19 protein-coding genes and 1 pseudogene are annotated in these 22,452 nt (G+C 64.8%); 14 read left to right on the plus strand and 6 right to left on the minus strand.

The window, feature by feature from the left end; all coding sequences use genetic code 11:
• Positions 1-215 precede the first annotated feature (215 nt).
• The 7 genes from VNQ78_RS17945 to VNQ78_RS17975 all read left to right on the plus strand — a co-directional run bounded on the left by VNQ78_RS17945 (position 216) and on the right by VNQ78_RS17975 (position 11,037).
• On the plus strand, positions 216-2,900 hold the full coding sequence (locus VNQ78_RS17945; RefSeq protein WP_325692343.1) for an MFS transporter: 2,685 nt from the start codon (positions 216-218) through the stop codon (positions 2,898-2,900).
• Between the two features lie 63 nt (positions 2,901-2,963).
• The gene (locus tag VNQ78_RS17950) at positions 2,964-6,698 is read left to right on the plus strand and encodes a nitrate reductase subunit alpha (RefSeq protein WP_325692345.1); all 3,735 of its coding nucleotides are present in this window, start codon (positions 2,964-2,966) and stop codon (positions 6,696-6,698) included.
• Positions 6,695-8,218 carry a nitrate reductase subunit beta gene (narH, locus tag VNQ78_RS17955; RefSeq protein WP_325692347.1) on the plus strand — a complete coding sequence of 508 codons (1,524 nt, stop codon included), beginning with the start codon at positions 6,695-6,697 and terminating at the stop codon, positions 8,216-8,218. The genes VNQ78_RS17950 and narH overlap by 4 nt, the downstream gene beginning before the upstream one ends.
• Positions 8,218-8,949, plus strand: coding sequence for a nitrate reductase molybdenum cofactor assembly chaperone (gene narJ, locus VNQ78_RS17960; RefSeq protein ID WP_325692349.1), 732 nt, complete (start codon positions 8,218-8,220; stop codon positions 8,947-8,949). The genes narH and narJ overlap by 1 nt, the downstream gene beginning before the upstream one ends.
• A 2-nt stretch (positions 8,950-8,951) precedes the next feature.
• Complete coding sequence (gene narI, locus VNQ78_RS17965; RefSeq protein WP_325692351.1) at positions 8,952-9,662, plus strand: respiratory nitrate reductase subunit gamma; 711 nt, start codon at positions 8,952-8,954, stop codon at positions 9,660-9,662.
• 5 nt (positions 9,663-9,667) lie between these two features.
• Positions 9,668-10,483, plus strand: coding sequence for a peptidylprolyl isomerase (locus tag VNQ78_RS17970; protein ID WP_325692353.1), 816 nt, complete (start codon positions 9,668-9,670; stop codon positions 10,481-10,483).
• Positions 10,480-11,037: a hemerythrin domain-containing protein gene (locus tag VNQ78_RS17975; RefSeq protein WP_325692355.1), complete on the plus strand. Its 558-nt coding sequence runs from the start codon at positions 10,480-10,482 to the stop codon at positions 11,035-11,037. Before VNQ78_RS17970 ends, VNQ78_RS17975 begins: the two co-directional genes overlap by 4 nt.
• 427 nt (positions 11,038-11,464) lie before the next feature.
• Here VNQ78_RS17975 and VNQ78_RS17980 read toward each other — a convergent pair.
• The 6 genes and pseudogenes from VNQ78_RS17980 to VNQ78_RS18005 all read right to left on the minus strand — a co-directional run.
• Positions 11,465-11,719 (minus strand): annotated as a pseudogene (locus VNQ78_RS17980) (hypothetical protein); the annotation flags it as partial.
• Positions 11,623-12,711 (minus strand): gamma-glutamyltransferase, encoded by a 1,089-nt coding sequence (locus tag VNQ78_RS17985; protein WP_325692357.1) that lies wholly within the window; start codon positions 12,709-12,711, stop codon positions 11,623-11,625. The pseudogene VNQ78_RS17980 and the gene VNQ78_RS17985, both read right to left, overlap by 97 nt.
• 1 nt (position 12,712) lies before the next feature.
• Positions 12,713-13,354 (minus strand): polysaccharide deacetylase family protein, encoded by a 642-nt coding sequence (locus VNQ78_RS17990; RefSeq protein WP_325692359.1) that lies wholly within the window; start codon positions 13,352-13,354, stop codon positions 12,713-12,715.
• Positions 13,275-13,646 carry an ABC transporter substrate-binding protein gene (locus VNQ78_RS17995; RefSeq protein ID WP_325692361.1) on the minus strand — a complete coding sequence of 124 codons (372 nt, stop codon included), beginning with the start codon at positions 13,644-13,646 and terminating at the stop codon, positions 13,275-13,277. The genes VNQ78_RS17990 and VNQ78_RS17995 overlap by 80 nt, the downstream gene beginning before the upstream one ends.
• Positions 13,643-14,452, minus strand: coding sequence for a GntR family transcriptional regulator (locus VNQ78_RS18000; RefSeq protein WP_325692363.1), 810 nt, complete (start codon positions 14,450-14,452; stop codon positions 13,643-13,645). Before VNQ78_RS18000 ends, VNQ78_RS17995 begins: the two co-directional genes overlap by 4 nt.
• Before the next feature lie 225 nt (positions 14,453-14,677).
• The gene (locus VNQ78_RS18005) at positions 14,678-15,580 is read right to left on the minus strand and encodes a LysR family transcriptional regulator (protein WP_325692365.1); all 903 of its coding nucleotides are present in this window, start codon (positions 15,578-15,580) and stop codon (positions 14,678-14,680) included.
• Between the two features lie 175 nt (positions 15,581-15,755).
• On the opposite strand from VNQ78_RS18005, the gene VNQ78_RS18010 reads away from it, so the two are divergent.
• From VNQ78_RS18010 to VNQ78_RS18040, 7 genes are all read left to right on the plus strand, one after another.
• Positions 15,756-16,955 (plus strand): ABC transporter substrate-binding protein, encoded by a 1,200-nt coding sequence (locus VNQ78_RS18010; RefSeq protein WP_325692367.1) that lies wholly within the window; start codon positions 15,756-15,758, stop codon positions 16,953-16,955.
• A gap of 1 nt (position 16,956) precedes the next feature.
• Positions 16,957-17,736, plus strand: a complete 780-nt coding sequence (locus VNQ78_RS18015; protein WP_325692369.1) for an ABC transporter ATP-binding protein — start codon at positions 16,957-16,959, stop codon at positions 17,734-17,736.
• On the plus strand, positions 17,733-18,437 hold the full coding sequence (locus VNQ78_RS18020) for an ABC transporter ATP-binding protein (RefSeq protein WP_325692371.1): 705 nt from the start codon (positions 17,733-17,735) through the stop codon (positions 18,435-18,437). Before VNQ78_RS18015 ends, VNQ78_RS18020 begins: the two co-directional genes overlap by 4 nt.
• A 1-nt stretch (position 18,438) precedes the next feature.
• Positions 18,439-19,326: a branched-chain amino acid ABC transporter permease gene (locus VNQ78_RS18025; protein ID WP_325692373.1), complete on the plus strand. Its 888-nt coding sequence runs from the start codon at positions 18,439-18,441 to the stop codon at positions 19,324-19,326.
• Between the two features lies 1 nt (position 19,327).
• Positions 19,328-20,326, plus strand: coding sequence for a branched-chain amino acid ABC transporter permease (locus VNQ78_RS18030; RefSeq protein WP_325692376.1), 999 nt, complete (start codon positions 19,328-19,330; stop codon positions 20,324-20,326).
• 24 nt (positions 20,327-20,350) lie between these two features.
• The gene (locus tag VNQ78_RS18035; RefSeq protein WP_325692378.1) at positions 20,351-21,949 is read left to right on the plus strand and encodes a GMC family oxidoreductase; all 1,599 of its coding nucleotides are present in this window, start codon (positions 20,351-20,353) and stop codon (positions 21,947-21,949) included.
• 63 nt (positions 21,950-22,012) lie between these two features.
• A partial coding sequence (locus VNQ78_RS18040) for an AAA family ATPase (protein ID WP_325692380.1) occupies positions 22,013-22,452 on the plus strand: 440 nt, incomplete at its 3' end.

The raw sequence follows: 22,452 nt of genomic DNA on the forward strand, positions 1-22,452 counted from the left end.
TCCGGTCTTGCAGTCGCTCAATCGAGGAGTCGATATTTTTCCGTAAGTAATTTATTTCGTTACAGATTTATTCGATATATGATCTGGATCAAGTCGCTGCCCCGATTTTGCCTGCAACTCTGTTGTGATCCCTTGCTGGACCGGATGAAAACCAACCGGAGGCCTCTGTCATGCAGACCACAGCCGCAGCCTCGCACTCGGACCAAAACCGAGCCTTGGGCCTGAGCACAATTGCCTTTACCGCCTGCTTTGCGGTCTGGACGATATTTTCAATCATAGGCGTTGCCATCAAGGCGGAACTGGGGCTGAACGAGGCCCAGTTCGGCCTGCTTGTCGCGACCCCGGTTCTGACCGGATCGATAACACGGCTGTTTCTGGGCGTCCTGACCGAGAAATATGGCGGCCGCCTCGTTTTCTCGGCGCAGATGCTCCTCACGGCACTGGCCACCTGGCTTCTGACATTTGCCAGCACCTATCCCATGTATCTGGTTGCGGCGCTGGGAATTGGGCTGGCAGGCGGTTCCTTCATCATTGGCGTCGCTTATGTGAGCCGCTGGTATGATGCCGCCCATCAGGGCACGGCGCTTGGGATATTCGGGGCCGGTAATGTGGGGGCGGCGGTGACGAAATTCGTCGCGCCCTTCGTGATGGTCGCCTATGGCTGGCACGGGGTCGCCTATGCCTGGGCCGCTGGCCTTGCAATCATGGGCGTGCTGTTCTTCCTTCTCGCCAAGGACGACCCCGAATTGATCGAGCGCCGCGCAAAAGGCATTCGCGCGCCGTCTTTCGCCGAGCAATTCGCGCCGCTCCGCAACCTCCAGGTCTGGCGGTTCTCGCTTTACTATTTCTTCGTCTTTGGCGGCTTCGTGGCTCTGGCGCTCTGGCTGCCGCATTACCTGATCGACGTCTACGGCGTCGACGTGAAGGCGGCCGGCATGGCGGCGGCGTCCTTCAGCCTCTCGGCCTCGCTCTTCCGGGCCTATGGGGGGCATCTGTCGGATAAGTTCGGCGCACGGGCAGTGCTCTATTGGACCTTCGCCTTTGCACTCGTCTTCCTGATCATGCTGTCCTATCCGCCGACCGATTATGTGGTTCAGGGCAAGAACGGGCCGATCGCCTTCTCGACCCAGCTGGATTTCTGGCCCTTCGTCATCATCCTGTTCGGCCTCGGCTTCTTCATGAGCCTCGGCAAGGCGGCGGTCTTCAAGCACATCCCGGTCTATTACCCGGCGCATGTCGGCGCCGTGGGCGGTCTCGTGGGGATGATCGGCGGTCTGGGCGGCTTCGTCCTGCCGATCATATTCGGCGCGGCGCTTGATCTGACGGGCATCTATACATCCTGCTTCGCCATCCTTGCCGTGCTGGTGGTGATCATGCTGACCTGGATGCACCTGTCGATCCGCGCGATGGAACGCGCAGCCCTCGGGCGCGAGCTTGACAGCCTGCCGACCGTTCCCGAGTTGCAGGAGGTCCATATCCCCGGTAAGACCGAGATGCCGCGGGTTCTGGATGACTGGAATCCCGAGGATGCGGAATTCTGGGCCAGCAAGGGCCGCAGGATCGCGCGGCGCAATCTCTGGATCTCGATCCCGGCGCTGCTGCTGGCATTCGCGGTCTGGATGGTCTGGTCCATGGTCGTCGCCCGGCTGCCCGCCATCGGCTTCGAGTTCTCGACCGGCCAGCTTTTCTGGCTGACCGCGGTGCCCGGCCTTTCGGGCGCGACGTTGCGGATCTTCTACAGCTTCATGGTGCCGATCTTTGGCGGCCGGCTCTGGACCACCATCTCGACCGCGTCGCTGCTTTTGCCCGCCATGGGGATCGGCTATGCGGTGCAGAACCCCGAGACGCCTTATCTGATCTTCCTGACGCTGGCGCTGCTTTGCGGCTTTGGTGGGGGCAACTTCGCGTCCTCGATGGCCAATATCGCCTTCTTCTATCCGAAGGCCGAGAAGGGGAATGCACTGGCGCTGAATGCGGGCCTCGGCAATCTCGGCGTCTCGGTCATGCAGTTCCTTGTGCCGCTCGCCATTACCGCTGGCGTGTTCGGCGCTCTGGGCGGCGCGCCCCAGACCCTTTCGGATGGCGGCAAGCTCTGGATGCAGAATGCGGGCTTTGTCTGGGTGCCGTTCATCCTGATCGCCACCGTCGCGGCCTGGCTTGGCATGAATGACATCGCCGATGCGAAGGCCAGCTTCCGCGAGCAGGCGATCATCTTCAGTCGCAAACACAACTGGCTGATGTGCATCCTTTATACAGGCACCTTCGGCAGCTTCATCGGCTATTCGGCGGGTTTACCGCTGCTGACCGGGCTGGCCTTCCCCGAGGTGAACGCCCTGCAATATGTGTTCCTCGGCCCATTGGTCGGCGCATTGAGCCGCGCCGGCACCGGCTGGGTCAGCGACCGCTTCGGCGGCGGCAGGGTCACGTTCTGGACCTTCGTGGCGATGATCCTTGCAACATTCGGCGTGATCGCCGCGCTGGATGCCGGCAGTTTCGCGGGCTTCTTCGCGGGCTTCATGGCGCTGTTCTTCCTGACCGGGGTGGGCAATGCATCGACCTTCCAGATGATCCCGGTGATCATGGGGCGCGAGGTGCCACGGCTGATGCCCGAGCTGGAGGGGAGCGCGCTCCACCGCCAATCGGAACGCGAAAGCGCGGCGATCATTGCCTTCACCAGCGCCATCGCCGCCTATGGGGCCTTCTTCATCCCGAAGGCCTATGGCACCTCGATCGCAATGACCGGGGCGCCGGTCGGCGCACTCTGGGCCTTCCTGATCTTCTACGTGATCTGCCTGGTGATCACCTGGGCCTATTACACGCGGCGCGGCGGCCTTCTCCATGACATCGAACGGAACGGGCGTGCGGGCCTTGCCGCAGGCAGCCCGAACCCTGCGCAATAACCAAGCCTCATCCGGGCGGTGCGGGACGCCGCCCGGCGCTATGCCACAAGAAAGGACAGCCAGATGAGCCAGCTTCTCGACAGATTGAATTTCTTCCAGTCGAAGGAAACGGAGACGTTCTCGAACGGATATGGCCAGCTCACCCGCGAGAACCGCGATTGGGAGGACACCTACCGGAACCGCTGGCGCCACGACAAGATCGTGCGCTCGACCCATGGGGTGAACTGCACGGGATCCTGCAGCTGGAAGATCTATGTCAAATCCGGCATCGTCACCTGGGAGACCCAGCAGACCGATTATCCCCGGACCCGGCCCGATCTGCCGAACCATGAGCCGCGCGGCTGCTCCCGTGGCGCCTCCTACAGCTGGTATCTCTATTCCGCGAACCGGGTGAAGAACCCGCTGATCCGCGGCAAGCTGATGAAGGTCTGGCGCAAGATGCGCGAGACCAAGGGCCCGATCGAGGCATGGGCCGCGATCCAAAGCGATCTGATCCTGCGCCAGAGCTATGTCGAGACGCGCGGCAAGGGCGGTTTCGTGCGCACCACATGGGAAGAGGCGACCGAGATCGTCACCGCCGCCAATGCCTATACCGCGAAGACCTATGGGCCGGACCGTATCTTCGGCTTCTCGCCCATCCCGGCAATGTCGATGATCTCCTATGCGGCCGGCACCCGTTATCTGTCCCTTCTGGGCGGAACCTGCATGTCCTTCTACGACTGGTATTGCGACCTGCCGCCGGCCTCGCCGATGACCTGGGGCGAACAGACGGACGTGCCGGAATCGGCGGATTGGTACAACTCCAATTACCTGCTGCTCTGGGGTTCGAACGTGCCGCAGACCCGGACGCCGGATGCGCATTTCTATACCGAGGTGCGCTACAAGGGCGCCAAGTCGGCGGTCATCTGCCCGGATTATTCCGAGGCGGCGAAGTTCGGCGATGTCTGGCTGAATGCCAAGCAGGGGACCGACGCGGCGCTGGCGATGGCCTTCGGCCATGTGATCCTGCGCGAGTTCCACCTGGACCGGCAGGCGGAGTATTTCGAGGAATATTGCCGGAAATATTCGGACCTCCCGATGCTGGTGAAGCTGGAGGAGAAAGACGGCAGCTTCGTTCCGGGCCGCTTCCTGCGGGCAGCCGACCTCGACGGCAAGCTGGGCGAGGACAACAACCCCGACTGGAAGACGGTTGCGCTGGACGAGATCTCCGGCGGGCTGGTCGCGCCCAATGGTTCCATCGGCTATCGCTGGGGTGAGCAGGGGGAATGGAACCTCGAGGAGAGGGCGGCGGGCGCGGACACAAGGCTGAAGCTCTCGCTGGTCACGGAGGGCGCGCATGACGAGGTGGTCGGCGTCGATTTCCCCTATTTCGGCGCCGATGCGACCGAGGCCTTCTCGACCGGGGACAAGCGGCCCAACATCCTGACCCGGAACGTGCCCGTCAGGCGGATCGGCACCGCCGATGGCCAGGTCGCGGTTGCCACCGTCTTCGACCTTCTCTGCGCCAATTATGGTCTTGATCGCGGGTTGGGCGGCGATTGGGTCACGCGTTCCTATGACGAGGACGTGCCCGGCAGCCCGGCTTGGGCCGAGAAGATCACCGGCGTCGATCGCGCCAAGATCGTCCATGTTGCCCGCGAATTTGCCGACAATGCCGAAAAGACGCGCGGGCGGTCCATGATCATCATCGGCGCGGGGATGAACCATTGGTACCACATGGACATGAACTATCGCGGCATCATCAACATGCTGGTGATGTGTGGTTGCGTGGGTCAGTCCGGGGGCGGCTGGGCCCATTACGTGGGGCAGGAGAAGCTGCGCCCGCAGACCGGCTGGCTGCCGGTCGCCTTCGCGCTGGACTGGGAACGGCCGCCGCGCCAGATGAACGCGACCTCGGCCTGGTATGCCCATACCGATCAGTGGCGGTATGAGACGTTGACCGCGGCCGAGATCCTGTCGCCCACCGCGCCCGAGGGCGATTGGGATGCCGGGATGATCGACTACAACATCCGGGCCGAGCGCATGGGCTGGCTTCCCTCGGCGCCCCAGTTGAAGACCAATCCGCTGGAGGTGGCGAAGGCCGCCAAGGCCGCAGGGCAGGAGGTCGCGCCCTATATCGCCGCGCAACTCAAGTCGGGCGCGCTGCAAATGTCCTGCGAGGATCCCGATGCGCCGGAGAACTGGCCGCGCAACCTCTTCGTCTGGCGGTCGAACCTTCTGGGGTCATCCGGCAAGGGGCATGAATATTTCCTGAGACACCTGCTCGGCACCGATAACGGCGTTCTCGGCAAGGACATGGGCGAGGAGGGGCGCCAGCTTCCGAAAGAGGCGAAGTGGCACGAGGAAGCGCCGCGCGGCAAGTTGGACCTGCTGGTGACGATCGATTTCCGCATGTCCACCACCTGCGTCTATTCCGACATCGTCCTGCCGACGGCGAGCTGGTACGAAAAGGATGACATGAACACCTCGGACATGCATCCGTTCATCCACCCGCTTCAGGCCGCGGTGGACCCGGCCTACGAATCGAAATCGGATTGGGAGATCTTCAAGTCGCTCGCGAAGAAATTCCAGGAGGTCGCGGCCGGCTATCTCGGGCAGGAAACCGATGTCGTGGCGGTCCCGATCCTGCACGACACGCCCTCCGAGATCGCGCAGGATCAGGTCAGGGATTGGAAGAAGGGCGAATGCGACCTGATCCCCGGCAAGACCGCCCCGAACTTTGTCGCGGTCGAGCGCGACTATACCGCGATCTACGACCGCTTCACCGCGCTCGGCCCGCTGATGGACAAGGTGGGCAATGGCGGCAAGGGCATCTCGTGGAACACCGAGGACGAGGTGCAGGCGCTGAAAGAGCTGAATGGCGAGCGGCTCGACGGCCCGGCCAAGGGCCGGCCGATCATCGACACCGCGATCGACGCCGCCGAGGCGGTGCTGATGATGGCGCCGGAAACGAACGGAGAGGTGGCAGTCAAGGCCTGGGAGGCGCTGAGCAAATATACCGGACGCGAGCACGCGCATCTGGCCGAGGGCGAGCATCACAACAAGATCCGCTTCCGCGACATCGCCGCGCAACCGCGCAAGATCATCTCCTCCCCGACCTGGTCGGGTATCGAAAGCGAACATGTCAGCTACAATGCCGGCTATACCAACGTGCATGAGCTGATCCCGTGGCGCACCTTGACCGGCCGCCAGCAGCTTTATCAGGACCACCTGTGGATGCGCGCCTTTGGCGAGGGCTTCGTGTCCTATCGCCCGCCGGTCGACCTGAAGGCAGTGACCGATGCCATTCACACCGACAAGGGCAAGCCGCATGTCGTGCTGAACTTCATCACGCCGCACCAGAAATGGGGCATCCACTCGACCTATACCGACAACCTGCTGATGCTGACGCTGAACCGCGGCGGGCCGGTGATCTGGATCTCCGAGAACGATGCGAAGAAGGCCGGCATCGTCGATAACGACTGGGTGGAGCTTTACAACGCCAATGGCGCGTTGACGGCGCGGGCGGTGGTGTCGCAGCGGATCAAGGACGGCACCACCTTCATGTATCACGCCCAGGAAAAGATCGTGAACACGCCCGGCTCGGAAAAGACCGGTTTGCGGGGCGGGATCCACAACTCGGTCACGCGAACGGTGCTGAAGCCGACGCATATGATCGGCGGCTATGCCCAGCAGTCCTACGGCTTCAACTATTATGGAACCGTAGGTTCGAACCGCGATGAATTCGTCATCTTGCGCAAGATGAACAAGGTCGACTGGCTCGACGATGAAGCAACCCCGAAGGAGGCAGCGGAATGAAGATTCGTGCGCAAATCGGCATGGTGCTGAACCTCGACAAATGTATCGGGTGTCACACCTGCTCCGTGACCTGCAAGAACGTCTGGACCAGCCGCGACGGCGTCGAATACGCGTGGTTCAACAATGTCGAGACCAAGCCGGGTCTCGGCTATCCGACCGATTGGGAGAACCAGAAGCGCTGGAACGGTGGCTGGACCCGGACGAAGTCCGGCAAGCTCCAGCCCAAGCAGGGGGCCAAGTGGCGGATCCTGGCGAATATCTTCGCCAATCCCGACCTGCCCCAGATCGACGACTATTACGAGCCGTTCGATTTCGACTATGACCACCTGAAATCGGCGCCGGAAGGCAAGGCCTTCCCGACGGCGCGGCCGCGCTCGAAAATCACCGGAGAGCGGATCCAGAAGATCGAGAAGGGCCCGAACTGGGACGAGATCCTCGGCGGCGAGTTCGAGAAGCGCTCGCAGGACTATAATTTCGAGGGCATCGAGAAGCAGATCTACGGGGAATACGAGAACACCTTCATGATGTATCTCCCGCGGCTGTGCGAGCATTGTCTCAATCCGGCCTGCGCTGCCTCCTGCCCCTCGGGCGCGATCTACAAGCGCGAGGAGGACGGTATCGTCCTGATCGACCAGGAGAAGTGCCGGGGCTGGCGGATGTGCGTCTCGGGCTGCCCCTACAAGAAGGTCTATTACAACTGGTCGACCGGCAAGTCCGAGAAATGCACGCTGTGCTATCCCCGGATCGAAAGCGGCAACCCGACGGTCTGCTCGGAAACCTGCGTCGGCCGCATCCGCTATCTCGGCGTGATCCTCTATGACGCCGACAAGATCGAGGAGGCGGCGAACGCGGCCGAGGTCATGGACCTCTATGACGCGCAGCTTGGCGTGTTCCTCGATCCCCATGATCCCGCCGTGATCGCCGAGGCCGCGAGGCAGGGCATTCCGCAGGATTGGCTGCAGGCCGCCAAGGACAGCCCGATCTGGAAGATGGCGATGGAATGGAAGGTCGCCTTCCCGCTTCATCCCGAATACCGGACGCTGCCGATGGTGTGGTATATCCCGCCGCTCTCGCCGATCCAGAACGCGGCCGAGGCGGGCGCGATCGGCATGGACGGGGCTATGCCCGATGTCCGTAACCTGCGCATTCCGCTGCGCTATCTTGCCAACATGCTGACGGCGGGTGACGAGAAACCGATCGCCCAGGCATTGGAGCGCATGTTGGCCATGCGCGCCTATATGCGCGCCAAGACTGTCGACGGAGTGATCGACGAGGGCATCGCCACCCGCGTCGGCATCTCGGGGCGCATGATCGAGGACATGTACAAGATCATGGCGCTTGCCGATTACGAGGATCGGTTCGTCATTCCGACCACGCATCGCGAGCAGGTCGAGGACGCCTACGAGCTGCGCGGCGGATGCGGGTTCACCGATGGAAACGGCTGCTCGACCGGCACGTCCAAGGCCTCGCTCTTCGGCGGCTCCAAACGACCGCTGCGCATGCCGCAGGAGGTGCGCTGATGGCACCCGTCCTGCAGAACCGCACGCTCAAAGCCCTGTCGCTGATCCTAAGCTATCCCTCGCGGGAGCTTCAGCAGGCCATGCCCGAGATCGCGGGCGCCCTTGCCGCGGAGACCCGGCTGACCGCCGCCGCCCGCCGCGCCTTGCGCCCGCTGCTGGAGGAGTTGCAGGCGGGCGATATCTTCGATCTTGAAGAGCGCTATGTGATGCTTTTCGACCGCTCGCGCGCCTTGTCGCTGAACCTCTTCGAACATGTCCATGGCGAAAGCCGGGATCGGGGCGGGGCGATGGTCTCGCTTCTCGAGACCTATCGCGACGGGGGCTTTGAACCCGCCACCACCGAACTGCCCGATCATCTGCCGGTGTTGCTGGAATTTCTGTCGACGCGCCCCTTCGCCGAGGCGTGGGAGGTTCTGGCCGATGCCGCGCATATCTTCGAGGCCCTGAACGCCCGGCTCGTCCGTCGCGAAAGCCCCTATGCCGCCGCGTTTGCCGCGCTTTTCCAGCTTGCCGGGACCGCGCCCGACAAGGCGGCGGTCGCCGAGATCCTTGAGCGGCCGGACATCGCGGCGGACGACCTGAAAGCCCTCGACGAGGTCTGGGAGGAAAGCGAGGTGCGCTTCGCCCCCGACCCGAACGGAGGATGCCCGCAGATGCGCGACCTGCTTGCGCAGATGGACGTCCCGATCAACTCCGCGCGCCCCGCGCGCCGGTCGAGTAACGGAGGCTGAGCATGAACAACTTCTTTTTCGGGATCTATCCCTATATCGCGCTCAGCGTTCTGGTGATCGGGTCGGTGGCCCGCTATGAACGCGACCCGTTCACATGGAAATCCTCGTCAAGCCAGCTCTTGCGGCGCAAGCAGTTGATGATCGGGTCCATCCTTTTCCATGTCGGCGTCCTCTTCATCTTCCTCGGCCATCTCTTCGGGCTTCTCGTCCCGCACCAGATCTATGAGGCGGTCGGCATCCATGCCGAGGCCAAGCAGTTGCTGGCTGCCATCGCGGGCGGCATCGCCGGGGTCGTGGCTATCATCGGCGGGCTGATGCTGGCGCATCGCCGCCTGACCGACCCGCGCATCCGCGACACCTCGAGCTTCTGGGATATCGCGATCCTGCTTTTGCTGATCGCCCAGCTCGCGCTCGGCCTGATCAGCGTGCCCTATTCGATCGCCACGGCCGAGCATGGCGAGGTCATCAAGTTCATGGACTGGGCACAGGGGGTCTTCATCTTCCGCGCGAACAATGCTGCGCATCTCGCCGATGTGCCGCTGATCTACAAGCTGCACATCGTTCTGGGCCTGACGATCTTCCTTGTCTTCCCCTTTACCCGGCTTGTGCACATCATCTCGGGCTTCGCGGCGCCGTTCCGGTATCTCTTCGCCCGCAAGGGATACCAGATCGTGCGGACCCGCCGCGCCGCCCCGCGTCATCCGGCGGAGTAGGAACCATGTCGGCCGCTCTCTTTCCCGATCTGGTGGTCAATGGCGAGGCGGTGCCCCATGCCGTGGTGGCCAGCGAGGCGCAGAACCATTCCGCCCCGCAGGGCAAGCCCGGCATCGCCTGGCGCAAGGCGGCGAACGCGGTCGCGATGCGCACGCTTCTCTTGCAAGAGGCGCGGCGGCGCGGGATGCAGGCCGAGCCGGCCGAGGTCGGCCCCGGACGGTTCGAAACCGAGGAGGAGGCCCTGATCCGGGGCCTTCTCGACGCGACGGTCGAGGTCGCGCCGCCCGGCGAGGAGGAGATCCGGGCCGAATGGGCCCGCGACCCCGAACGCTTCAGGGCGCCGCCCCTCTGGGAGGTGTCTCATATCCTCTGCGCCTGCGATCCGCGCACCAGTGACCAGCGCGAGGCGGCGCGCCAACGCGCCTGCGAGCTTTCGGCCCGCGCGGCGGAACATCCGGCGGGATTTGCCAAACTGGCCTCGTCGAACAGTGACTGCGGCTCAAGGGCCTCGGGCGGGTCGCTGGGCCAGATCGGCCCCGGCGATACGGTGCCCGAATTCGAAGCTGCCCTGCGTGGGATGAGCGAGGGCGAGATCACTGCCGAGCCGGTGCTGTCCCGGCATGGCTGGCATGTGATCCGAATGGACGCCATCGCGGAGGGGGCGGTCCTGCCTTTCGATGCGGTGCGGCCCCGGATCGCCGAGGCGATGGAGAAGGCCGCATGGGCGCGCGGTGCGAGGGAGTTCGTCGCCCATCTCGTCGCATCGGCCCGGATCTCTGGCGCCGAGCTGGGCAGCCCGGCAGATGGAGAGGGGTTGTGAGGGGAAAGCCCGCCAACGTCGGTCGCGGCGACGCTACGAGTTGGCCCACCGACCTGAAATTGCTGGCGGATCCTCTCGAATTCATTCGCGAGGATCACATGCATATGCGGACGGTCTGCGAGACAATCGAGCGGCTCTCGCGCTTAGCCGCGCCGGAAGCGGCGGAAATCGGGCGCGTCCTCGATTTTCTCGGGCGGGAACTTGGCCTGCTGATCCAGGACGAGGATGGCGAGCTGCGCGATCTGCTCCTGCTCCGATGCACGGAAGAGGATGAGATCGCCCCGACACTCGAAAGACTGTCCGCCGAGCATGAGGTATTGAGCGATCTCTGCCCGCGCCTCGCCTTGGCGCTCGACCGGATGCGGCAGGGCAGGCGGGCGGCCAGCGAGGACGAGGCGGTGCTCCTTCGCGATTTCGCGGATCGGCTGCGCCGCCATCTGATCGTCGAGAATGCCATCGTGCTGCCCATTGCCCGGGCAAGGCTGACCGCCGCGGATATTGCCGCCTTGCGAAACGCCATGATCCGGCGCCGGGCAGTCGACATGCGAATGTAACGACATCTGCTGACGAGCCGCCGCGTGCCGAAGCTGTCAGCGCGGCGCGGTGCTGCACGCCTCGACCAGCCAGGCCATCAGCGATCCCCAGCCAGAAATAGGCGGCCGGCACATGGCGCAGCATGTCGGCGAAATCCTCGCTGGCCATGAAGGGCGGGCAATCGGCGTTCACCCGTCCCGCGCACAGAAGCGCGGTCGCACAATCGGCCACCGCGCGGGCCGGGCCGGGGCGGTTTTCCAGCACGGTGAAGATGTCGTGGATATCGCCTTCGACCTCGACCTCATGGGCCGGCGCGACGCCTTCGGCGATCCGGCGCAGGCTGTCGCGCATCAGGGCGCGGGTCTCGTCATCCGGCGCGGGCGGGGCGGCGATGGGCTCCTGAAAGATCACCGACATGGTCTGGCGCCGCCTTGCCAGTGCCGCCCGGCGCGACAGCCTGGCAAAGGGTGTGCCCTCCAGCGCGATGCTGCCCCCGACCTCGGCCGCGCCGGGTTGCAGGCCGAGGACGGAGAGCGCGGTCATCGGCTTGCCGCAGTCGCTTTCCCCGACCAGCGCCAGAATCTCGCCCCGTGCGACCTGCAGGTCTAGCCCATCACCCGCGCGCCGAAGCGCGACAGCAGCGTATTGGTCAGCGAAACCATCGTGCCCGAGGCATCGACGACGCTGACATGGGTCGTGCAATCCGCATCGGGATCGCCCGCATGTCCCAGCGTGCCCAGCCGGTGACGATAGGCCTCGCGGATGGCGCGGGCAAATGCGGCGGCGTCATGGGCGTCGGGCGCGGTCCCGGCCTTGGGGCGCAGCGCCTTGAACCGGGACAGCGCGTCCAGAAAGCTCGGGCCGCCCGAAAGGCCCGGCATGGCGCGAATATCCCATCCGGCATGGGAAAGGCCGATGCTCTCCACCCATGTCGCGCGATACTGGGCCAGATCCGCCGGAGACAGACGGCAACCGCTGCCTTCCAGATCGGCGAGGATCTGGCCCGCTACCTCTCCCTCATAGAAGTCGCGCGCCCCGGCTTCGGCCAGACGGCGCAGCAGGCGGGCCTTGGCGGGCATCGGGGCGTAGCGCGGGTTGCCGGGACTGCCCACTTGCAGCACGCGCCCGTCCGGCAGGAACAGCGCCGCCGTGACGGGACAGCGCCAAAGCGACGCCTGTTCGTTGGCGATGGCGAAGCAGGCAAACCAGTCAAGCTCCAGCCCGCGCTCGGCCCATTCGATCGCCGGGGCCAGCGCCTCGGCCCAGCTGAGCGTGCCGTGGCGCTCCAAGGCCTCGGAAAGTCCGGCGATGGTGCCGGGGGTGCAGATCGAATACCCACCCTCGATATTGCGATTGTCCCTGACGGCGGGCCAATTGAACCAGTCGCCGTCGTTCTCGCCCACGATGGGATAGTCGGCGGGGTCGAGGGAATGGGGCGCTTCGACCCCGAAATCCAGCCCTTCCACCGCGCCGGTCCGGCCATCGGCGCGAAGCATGAAGCCGCCGCCGCCGATGCCGGACAGCCACGGCTCCACCACCGACAGGACCAGAGTGGTGACGACGGCGGCATCCACGGCATTGCCGCCCCGTTCCAGAACCGCCGCGCCCGCCTCGGCGGCATGGCGGTTCTGGGCGGATACCACGCCGCCTTTGCCCTGGACCGAGGGTTTGGTGATCGTCCAGCCTTGCATCATCTCACTTTCCCGCATGGATGCCGCGCGGGATGGCGGCGTCATATGAAAACCGCCCGGCATTGGCCGAGCCCTCATGCCAGTCGGCAAGCTGGGCCGCGGTCGCGATCCAGGTGCCGGGACTGTCCGCCACCACCCGCAGCAGCCCCTCCAGCGCCCGCAGGCGATGGGCGCGCGACGAGATATAGTCATGCACGGTCAGCATCATCATGCCGCCCAGTTCATGCAGGCCCAGCCATTCCTCGCGCCAGATCTCCAGCACCGCCCCCGGCGCGGCCGGAGGGGCGAGGTCACCACCACCGCCAAGGAACTTCCAGTAGATCGCGTCGTCGATGGCCCATTGCACCGGGATCTCGGTCACGCCACCCAGATCATAGGGATGGTCATGGCCCGAAAGCGAGCTGTCATAGAGCCCGAGCCGCCTCACGTCGGCCAGCATATGGGCGGTCATCTCCCATGCGGGCGAACGGAAGCCGCGCGGACGCCGGCCGGTCTGCGCCACGAAGAGTTCGACCGAGCGCTCCAGCGCCTCGGTGAACTGTTCGTCGGTGACTTCGGTGACGAGTTCATGGAAATAGCCGTGCCGGGTCGGTGATGCGCTTGACGGAATACACCACATCCTCGGCCGTGAGGGGCGTGCCGTCATGGAACTTCACGTCGTCGCGGATGGTGAACTCGATCTCGGTATCCGACAGGTAGGTCCATGCTGTCGCGATCTGCGGAATGATCTTGCCCGCGTTGTCGCGGGTCAGGAGGTTGTCGAAGATATTGCGATAGGCGAAATAGCTGTCGGGGTTCCACTGGACGTGAGGATCGAGCGAAGACGGCTCGTTCACCAGATCGACGGTCAGCAGATCCTTGGCCTCGACCCCGGTGGCACCAAAGGCGAGACTGGCTGAGATCAGTAGTGCGGCAAGCGCAGATTTGTGTTTTTTCATGGTTTTCCCTGTTGGTTGCGGCCCGGCCATTCCGGTCCGTGGCTCTTTTTATGGTTCATGTCGGGCGCCTTGACCGGCCCTGCACCCTTGAGCGCCGCGGTGGCGGTGCGCTCGGGTGTTGGGGTCAGGACCAGATCCTCCGCCCGGATCAGGCATCCGATCAGCCAGTCGCGCAGATGCAGGCTGATCCGTTCCAGTTCTGCACCTGCGCCGGCCATATCGCCGGCGGCGAGTCTGTCGGCCACGGGGCCCAGCGGCGGGGCGATCCAGCGCGGGTTGCTGCGTTCGAACCAATGCGTCAGGCGCTGCGTCAGGTCGTTGCAGCGGCCGATCCAGCCAGCGATGAGGCTGCCCTGACTGGCGGCCAGCTCCGCCATGAAGCTGCGCCACAGCTTGCGCGTCGCGGCCAGCACCTCGATCTCGGTTCGACCCGCCAGCGCATCGGCCTGCGAGGCGATATTCGCCAGCGCCCGCACGGTTTCGGGCGCCACCGTCGCCGCGGCAAGACCACGCGCGAACATCCTCCAGGTCGCGGCGACATCGCCGACCGAGGAGCCGGTGATCGGCGCCACCACCCATCCCGCCCGGGGCGCGACGCCGACGAAACCTTCGGCTTCGAGCCGGGCCAGCGCGGTGCGCACGGCTGCGCGGCCAAGGCCGAAACGTTCCGCGATCTCGGCCTCGGCCACGATGCCGCCGGGAAGCAGTTCGCAGGCAACAAAGGCGCGGCGCAGCCGGGCCAGCGCGAAACGGTTCTTGCTTTCGGGGCCCGGAGCGGGGCTGAGGGCGGTATCTGGATCGAGCATGAGATAACAGTTGCGAGAATTGAGATGTCAGTAAAGCCGATTCGGCATCTCAATGGTCAAAATCATTGGCGGAGCCGCCTTTTCAGGCAGAGCATGCTGCTCTGCGGGCAAAGCGCGGCACATCGCCCGATGGCGACTATCCTCCGCGCAGAGGATTCCGCGGGCAGCCGCCAGATGGGTTCCGAGATTCTGAGGCCGGCCCGCATCCGGCGGGGCTGGAAAATTCTAGCCTACCGGGCGGATCAGTTCCTGGCCGCGCGCGCCCAGCTTCTCGCCCAGAAAGTCGATGACCGCGCCCGCCCATCGCATGATGCGCACGTCGCGGTGGCAGGTCAGCCAATAGGTCCGGGTCAGTCGGACCTGTTCGGGCAGGACGATCTGCAGGCCCGGATACTTGGCGGCGAGGAAATGCGGCAGCACCCCCACGCCCAGCCCGTTGCGCAGCGCGGCAAGCTGGCTGAAGACGCTGGTGCTTTTCACGCTGGCCCGCAGCGAGGGCAGCACCTCGCCCAGATAGTCGAGGCCGGGGGCGAAGATCATCTCCTCGATATAGCCGATGATGCGGTGCTGAAGCAGATCCTCGGGCGCGTGGATGGGCGCCGATCCCTCAAGATAGGCGGGCGTCGCGTAAAGATGCAGCGTGTAATCGGCCAGCCGTTGCGAGCGATAGGGGCCATGCGTCACCGGGTCCAGCGTGATCCAGATATCCGCCTCGCGACGCGAGAGCGACAGCACCTGCGGCATGGTGATGATCTCGGGCGAGAGCAGCGGGAAGCGGGCGATGAACTCGGGCAGCAGGTGGGTCGAGAAGAGGCTGGCGAAGCCCTCGGGCATCGCCAGCCGCAGCGAGCGGGCATGACCCGGCGCCGCGCCCTGACTGAGCGGCAGTTGCCGCGCCGCTTCCTCCATCCGCTCGGCCGTCTCCAGCAGGCGATGGCTTGCCGGGGTGGGTTCATAGCCGCGCGGATTACGCTCGAAAAGGCGCGCGTTCAACGCCTGCTCCAGCCGGTCGATGCGGCGCGAGACGGTGACATGCGACGTGCCAAGCACACGCGCCGCCCGCGAAAGCTGCCTTTCGCGCATCACCGCCAGAAAGAATTGCAGGTCATCCCAGCTGAGATCGGACATGTGTTCATAATTGGACAGGAACTGTAAGAATTTTAACTTCTCTGAACGCTTGTGTCAAAACGGGTTTCCCGTCATCGTTTCCCGAGGGGAGCTCTGGGGAGAGGGCCTCTTGTCAACAAATGTCCCGGCCGGCGGGCATGCCCTGCCGGAGCAAGGGGCGACCTTGGGAGGAAACATGCGTAACATTCTGCTGACCGCCGCCACGGTGGGTCTTGCCGCCACGCCTGCTCTGGCCGAGATTTCGGACGGAAAGGTCAAGATCGGCATTCTGAACGACCAGTCGGGCGTCTATGCCGATTTCGGCGGCAAGTATTCCTTTGAGGCCGCGAAGATGGCGGTCGAGGATTTCGGGGGCAAGGTGCTGGACGCGCCGATCGAGGTCGTGACCGCCGACCACCAGAACAAGCCCGACATCGCCTCGAACATCGCGCGGCAATGGTATGACACCGAACAGGTGGACAGCGTGATGGAGCTTACCACCTCCTCGGTCGCGCTGGCGGTGCAGGCGCTTTCCAAGGACAAGAAGAAGATCACCATGACCACCGGGGCGGCGACGACCGAACTGACCGGTGCGCAATGCTCGCCCTATGGTTTCCACTGGGCCTATGACACCCACGCGCTGGCGGTGGGCACCGGTGGCGCGCTGGTCAAGGAAGGCGGGGATACCTGGTTCTTCCTGACCGCCGACTATGCCTTCGGCTATTCGCTGGAGGAAAATACCTCCGAGTTCGTCAAGTCGCAGGGCGGGACCGTGGTGGGCGCGGTGCGCCATCCGCTGTCGACGACGGATTTCTCGTCCTTTCTGCTGCAGGCCCAAAGCTCGGGCGCGAAGGTCATCGGTCTGGCGAATGCCGGTCTCGACACCCAGAACTCGATCAAGCAGGCGGCGGAATTCGGGATCACGCAAGGCGGGCAGAAGCTTGCCGCGCTGCTGTTCACTCTGGCCGAGGTTCACGGGCTGGGGCTTGAGGCCGCGCAGGGCCTGAACCTGACCGAAAGCTTCTACTGGAACCGCACGCCGGAAACGGCCGAATTCGGCAAGCGCTTCAAGGAGCGTACCGGCGTCATGCCAAATATGATCCATGCCGGAACCTATTCGGCAGTGCTGCAATACCTGAAGGCGATCGAGGCCGCGGGTTCGGACGATGCCGACGCGGTCTCTGCCAAGCTGCACGAAATGCCGGTGAATGACGTCTTTGCCCCGAACGGCAAGGTCGCGGCCAACGGGCGGATGATCTCGGATGTCTACCTGATGGAGGTGAAGAAGCCCGACGAAGTGACCGAGGGCTGGGACTATTACAAGGTTCTGGCCACCATTCCCGGCGACGAAGCCTATGTCGATCCGGCAAAAAGCGGCTGTCCGCTGGTCCAGTAAGATGGCGCTCCAATCTGCTGCAATGCAGGCCGAGTCGCGGGTGGTCCTTTCCGCCCGCGGCCTCGGCAAGGATTTCGGCGGCTTCAGCGCCGTCAACAATGTCGATCTGGACGTGCATCACGCCCGGATCCACGCCCTGATCGGCCCGAACGGCGCCGGCAAGACCACGGTTTTCAACCTGCTGACCAAGTTCCTGCAACCGACCCGTGGCCAGATCACGCTGCTCGGTCAGGACATCACCCGCACGCCTCCCGACAAGGTGGCACGGATGGGGCTGGTGCGCAGCTTCCAGATCTCGGCCGTCTTTCCGCATCTGACCGTGCTTGAGAACGTCAAGGTCGCCCTGCAGCGCCCCAATGGCCTCGCGACGCAATTCTGGCTGCCGCTTTCGGCGCTGGACCGGCTGAACGCCCGCGCCGAGGAGTTGATCGGCCGGCTGGGGCTGGCGCAATACCGCGACCACCGGGCCGCCGACCTGTCCTATGGACGAAAGCGCGTGCTGGAGATCGCGACGACGCTGGCGCTCGACCCCGAGGTTCTGCTGCTCGACGAGCCGATGGCGGGCATGGGGCAAGAGGACGTGCAGACGGTCGCGCGCATCATCCGCGACGTCGCCGCCGAACGCGCCGTCCTGATGGTCGAGCATAACCTGAATGTCGTCGCCGATATCTGCGACCATGTGACCGTGCTGCAGCGGGGCGAGATCATCGCCGAGGGGGATTACGCCACCGTCTCCTCTGACCCGCGCGTGCGCACCGCCTATATGGGGTCCGAGGCATGAACGCGCCGCTTCTGAAAGTCTCCGCCCTTCAGGCCTGGTATGGCGAAAGCCACGTCCTGCATGGCGTGGACCTGCATGTGAACGAAGGCGAGATGATCTGCATTCTCGGCCGCAACGGCATGGGCAAGACCACCACCCTGCGCACGATCATGGGCATCCTCAGGAAGCGCAGCGGCGGGATAGAATTCGCCGGGCAGGACATGATGACCGTGCCGCTGCACAAGACCGCGCGCGCCGGCCTCGGCTTCATTCCAGAGGAGCGCGGGATCTTCGCCAGCCTTTCGGTCGAGGAAAACCTGATGCTGCCGCCCAAGGTCGCCGAGGGCGGCATGTCGGTCGAGGAGATCTACGAGCTTTTCCCCAATCTCAGGGAACGCCGGACCAGCCCCGGCACCAAGCTTTCGGGGGGCGAGCAGCAGATGCTGGCGCTGGCCCGCATCCTGCGCACCGGCGCGCGCTGCCTCCTTCTGGACGAACCGACCGAGGGGCTGGCCCCGGTCATCATCCAGGCCATCGGCGAGGTGCTGGTGAAACTGAAACAACGCGGCATGACCGTCGTGCTGGTCGAGCAGAACTTCCGCTTCGCCGCCAAGGTCGCCGACCGCTTCTATCTGATGGACCACGGACGCATGACTGCCGAATTCCCTGTCCGGGACCTGCCGCAGCGGATGGACCTGCTGCATCGCGAACTGGGGGTATGACATGATGATGATTTTCGGCATCCCCCTGCAAGCCCTGATGGGCCAGCTTCTGGTCGGCCTGATCAACGGCTCGTTCTATGCGCTGCTCTCGCTGGGCCTCGCGGTGATCTTCGGCCTCTTGCGGGTCATCAACTTCGCGCATGGCGCGCAATACATGCTGGGCGCGTTCACGGCGCTGCTGCTGCTGACGGTGGCGGGCGTCAATTACTGGCTGGCGCTGATCCTTGCGCCGCTGATCGTGGGGCTTCTGGCCGCACTGGTCGAACGCACGATGCTGTCGCGGCTCTACAATCTCGACCCGCTTTACGGGCTGCTGTTCACCTTCGGCCTCGCGCTCGCGATCGAGGGGACGTTCCGCTATTTCTACGGCGCCTCGGGCAAGCCCTATGCCCCGCCCGCGCAGCTGTCGGGGGCGGTCAATCTGGGCTTCATGTTCCTGCCGATCTATCGCGGCTGGGTGGTCATCGCCTCGCTCGCGGTCTGCATCGCGGTCTGGCTCTTGATCGAAAAGACCAAACTGGGGGCCTATCTGCGCGCGGCGACGGAAAACCCGGTGCTGGTGCAGGCCTTTGGCGTCAACGTGCCCCTGCTGCTGACGCTGACCTATGCGCTGGGGGCGGGGCTTGCCGCCTTTGCCGGCGTCCTCGCCGCGCCGATCTATCAGGTCAGCCCGCTGATGGGGTCGAACCTGATCATCATCGTCTTCGCGGTGGTGGTGGTCGGCGGCATGGGCTCGATCCTTGGCGCGATCGTCACCGGCTATCTTCTGGGCGTGGTCGAGGGGTTGACCAAGGTTTTCTATCCCGAGGCCTCGAACATCGTCATCTTCGTCATCATGGCGATCGTCCTGATCCTGCGGCCCGCGGGCCTTTTCGGAAAGGAGGCCTGACATGGTCGGGAAATCCGAACCCATCCCGTCCGAGGCCATCGCGGTCCATCCGAAGGCCGGGCAGATCCAGCTTGGCCTCGTGGCCCTCGCGCTGGTCGCAGCCCTGTTTGCGCCGCAATTCCTCTATCCGATCTTCGTGATGAAGCTGCTGGCCTTCGCGCTTTTCGCATCGGCCTTCAACCTGCTGCTGGGCTATACCGGACTTCTGAGCTTCGGCCATGCCACGTTCTTCGGCGGTGCCGCCTATTTCACCGCCCATGCCGTGAAGGTGTGGGGCTGGCCGCCCGAGGCCGGCATCCTCCTGGGCGTCGCCGGTGCCGCCCTGCTGGGGTTGGTGATGGGGGCCATCGCCATCCGCAGGCAGGGCATCTATTTTGCCATGATCACGCTGGCCTTGTCGCAGATGTTCTTCTTCTTCTGCATTCAGGCCAGCTTCACCCATGGCGAGGATGGCATCCAGTCGGTGCCGCGCGGCCATCTGTTCGGCCTGATCGACCTGCATGAGCCGATGAACATGTATTATTTCGTCCTCGCGGTCTTTGTCATCGGGCTTCTGATCATCTGGCGCTTCGTCAACTCTCCCTTCGGGATGATCCTGAAATCGATCCGCGAGAACGAGCAGCGCGCGATCTCGCTCGGCTATTCGGTGGCGCGCTACAAGCTGGGGGCGTTCGTCATGTCGGCGGCGCTGGCGGGGCTCGCGGGTGGCCTCAAGGCGCTGATCTTCCAGTTCGCCACCCTGACCGACGTGACATGGCAGATGTCGGGCGAGGTGATCCTGATGACGCTCCTCGGCGGGATCGGTACGCTGGCGGGGCCGATCGTCGGCGCGGGGCTGGTGGTGACGCTGCAAAACTACCTCGCGACCTCGGACTTTCCGGTCACGATCATCACCGGCCTCGTCTTCATGACCTGCGTGCTGTTGTTCCGGCGCGGGCTGGTGGGTGAATTCTTCGCCTCGAAAATCGGGCGCAGGCTGGGTTTCCGTTCGGGGTCGTGACCCGCGAACCGGGCTGGAGTGATCATGGAAAGCTATGACTACATCATCATCGGCGCGGGCAGCGCGGGCTGCGTGCTGGCGAACCGGCTGTCTGCCGATCCGCGAAACCGCGTCCTGCTGCTGGAGGCCGGGGGGCGCGACAATTATCACTGGATCCATATCCCGGTCGGCTATCTCTATTGCATCGGCAATCCCCGCACCGATTGGGGCTTCCGCACCGAGCCTGAGGCGGGCCTGAACGGCCGCAGCCTGCTTTACCCGCGGGGCAGGGTGCTCGGGGGCTGCTCCTCGATCAACGGCATGATCTACATGCGCGGGCAGGCGGCGGATTACGACCAGTGGCGGCAAATGGGCTGCACCGGCTGGGGCTGGGACGATGTCCTGCCGCTTTTCAAGGCGCAGGAGGACCACTATCGCGGCGGCGACGACATGCACGGCGCAGGCGGCGAATTGCGGGTCGAGACGGCGCGGGTGCGATGGGCGGTCCTCGACGCCTTCATGGCCGCAGCCGAGGAGGCGGGCATCCCCCGCACCTCCGATTTCAACCGGGGCGACAATGAGGGCAGCAGCTATTTCGACGTGACGCAGCGCAATGGCTGGCGGTGGAGCGCGGCCAAGGCCTTCCTGCGCCCGGCCATGAGCCGCCCGAACCTGCGCGTCCTGACCGGGGCCGAGGTCGAGCGGCTGGTGATCGAGGCGGGCGAGGCGCGGGGCGTGATCTTTCACCATCAGGGCCAGCGCCGCGAGGTTCGCGCGGCGGCCGAGGTCGTGCTTGCCGCTGGCTCCATCGGCTCGGTTCAGATCCTCGAACATTCGGGCATCGGGCAGGGCGCGGTGCTGAAGGCCGCGGGCATCACCCCGCAGGTCGAGGTTGGGGCCTTGGGCGAGAACCTGCAGGATCACCTGCAATTGCGGCTTGTCTACAAGGTCCGGGGCGTGCCGACCCTGAACGAGAAGGCGTCGCACCTGATGGGCAAGGCCGCGATCGGGCTGGAATATCTGCTGAAGCGGTCCGGCCCGATGTCGATGGCGCCCAGTCAGGTCGGGATCTTCACCAGATCCGGCCCGGAGAAGGCGAGCGCGGATCTGGAGTTTCACGTCCAGCCGGTCAGCCTCGACAAGTTCGGCGATCCCGTCCACAGCTTCCCGGCGATGACCGCCAGCGTCTGCAACCTGCGCCCGGAAAGCCGCGGCTCGGTCCATGTGACCGGCCCGGATTTCCGCGCCCATCCCGCGATCAGCCCGAACTACCTCTCGACCCCCGGCGACCGCGAGGTTGCGGCCCGCGCCATCCGGCTGACCCGCCGCATCGTCGCGCAACCGGCCTTCAACCGCTTCGACCCCGAGGAGCATCTGCCCGGCATCGCCTTCCAGACCGAGGAGGATCTGGTCAAGGCCGCCGGCGCCATCGGCACCACGATCTTTCATCCGGTCGGGACATGCCGCATGGGCGCGGACGAGGCTTCGGTCGTCGATCCCCGGCTGCGGATGCGGGCTGTGGGACGGCTGCGGATCGCCGACGCCTCGGTCATGCCCCGCATCACCAGCGGCAACACCAACGCCCCGACCATGATGATCGCCGAAAAGGCCGCGCAGATGATCCTCGAGGACGCGCGGGGTTGAGCGGGGCCTGACCTCGGCCCGCCCGTCGATCAAGACATTTCGCTTACTGCGCAAGGATGGCACATGTGCGACCATATGTTCGTCGTGACCGGGGGGCCCGGCTCGGGCAAGAGCAGCCTGATTGACGCCCTGACCCAACGCGGGTTCCGCGCCATGCCCGAGGCCGGCAGGGCCATCATTCAGGATCAGGTGCGGATCGGCGGACCGGCCCTGCCCTGGGCGGACCGGGGGCTCTTCGCCGAACTCATGCTGGGATGGGAATTGCGCTCCTATCACGAGGCCTCGCGGCTTCCGGGGCCTGTCCTGATGGATCGCGGGATACCCGATGTGATCGGCTATCTCACGCTTTGCGGCCTGCCGGTGCCCGGCCATGCCGAGGCGGCGGCGCGGCTCTATCCCTACAACAAGCGCGTTTTCCTTGCCCCCTATTGGGAGGCCATCTTCACGCAGGACACCGAGCGCAAGCAGGACCACCGGGAAGCCGCCGAAACCGGCAGGATCAT

The organism is Paracoccus sp. (in: a-proteobacteria) (assembly GCF_035556475.1).
In the GTDB taxonomy this organism is placed as follows: Bacteria; Pseudomonadota; Alphaproteobacteria; order Rhodobacterales; family Rhodobacteraceae; genus Paracoccus.

Excerpts from the sequence above, each read along its gene's own strand:
- narJ (WP_325692349.1), top strand. The coding sequence starts at position 8,218 with ATGGCACCCGTCCTGCAGAACCGCACGCTCAAAGCCCTGTCGCTGATC.
- VNQ78_RS18035 (WP_325692378.1), top strand. The coding sequence starts at position 20,351 with ATGGAAAGCTATGACTACATCATCATCGGCGCGGGCAGCGCGGGCTGC.
- VNQ78_RS18000 (WP_325692363.1), bottom strand. The coding sequence starts at position 14,452 with ATGCTCGATCCAGATACCGCCCTCAGCCCCGCTCCGGGCCCCGAAAGC.
- VNQ78_RS18030 (WP_325692376.1), top strand. The coding sequence starts at position 19,328 with ATGGTCGGGAAATCCGAACCCATCCCGTCCGAGGCCATCGCGGTCCAT.
- VNQ78_RS18010 (WP_325692367.1), top strand. The coding sequence starts at position 15,756 with ATGCGTAACATTCTGCTGACCGCCGCCACGGTGGGTCTTGCCGCCACG.
- VNQ78_RS18020 (WP_325692371.1), top strand. The coding sequence starts at position 17,733 with ATGAACGCGCCGCTTCTGAAAGTCTCCGCCCTTCAGGCCTGGTATGGC.
- VNQ78_RS17990 (WP_325692359.1), bottom strand. The coding sequence starts at position 13,354 with ATGACGGCACGCCCCTCACGGCCGAGGATGTGGTGTATTCCGTCAAGC.
- VNQ78_RS17985 (WP_325692357.1), bottom strand. The coding sequence starts at position 12,711 with ATGATGCAAGGCTGGACGATCACCAAACCCTCGGTCCAGGGCAAAGGC.
- VNQ78_RS17950 (WP_325692345.1), top strand. The coding sequence starts at position 2,964 with ATGAGCCAGCTTCTCGACAGATTGAATTTCTTCCAGTCGAAGGAAACG.
- VNQ78_RS17995 (WP_325692361.1), bottom strand. The coding sequence starts at position 13,646 with ATGAAAAAACACAAATCTGCGCTTGCCGCACTACTGATCTCAGCCAGT.
- VNQ78_RS17970 (WP_325692353.1), top strand. The coding sequence starts at position 9,668 with ATGTCGGCCGCTCTCTTTCCCGATCTGGTGGTCAATGGCGAGGCGGTG.
- narH (WP_325692347.1), top strand. The coding sequence starts at position 6,695 with ATGAAGATTCGTGCGCAAATCGGCATGGTGCTGAACCTCGACAAATGT.
- VNQ78_RS18015 (WP_325692369.1), top strand. The coding sequence starts at position 16,957 with ATGGCGCTCCAATCTGCTGCAATGCAGGCCGAGTCGCGGGTGGTCCTT.
- VNQ78_RS18025 (WP_325692373.1), top strand. The coding sequence starts at position 18,439 with ATGATGATGATTTTCGGCATCCCCCTGCAAGCCCTGATGGGCCAGCTT.
- narI (WP_325692351.1), top strand. The coding sequence starts at position 8,952 with ATGAACAACTTCTTTTTCGGGATCTATCCCTATATCGCGCTCAGCGTT.
- VNQ78_RS18005 (WP_325692365.1), bottom strand. The coding sequence starts at position 15,580 with ATGTCCGATCTCAGCTGGGATGACCTGCAATTCTTTCTGGCGGTGATG.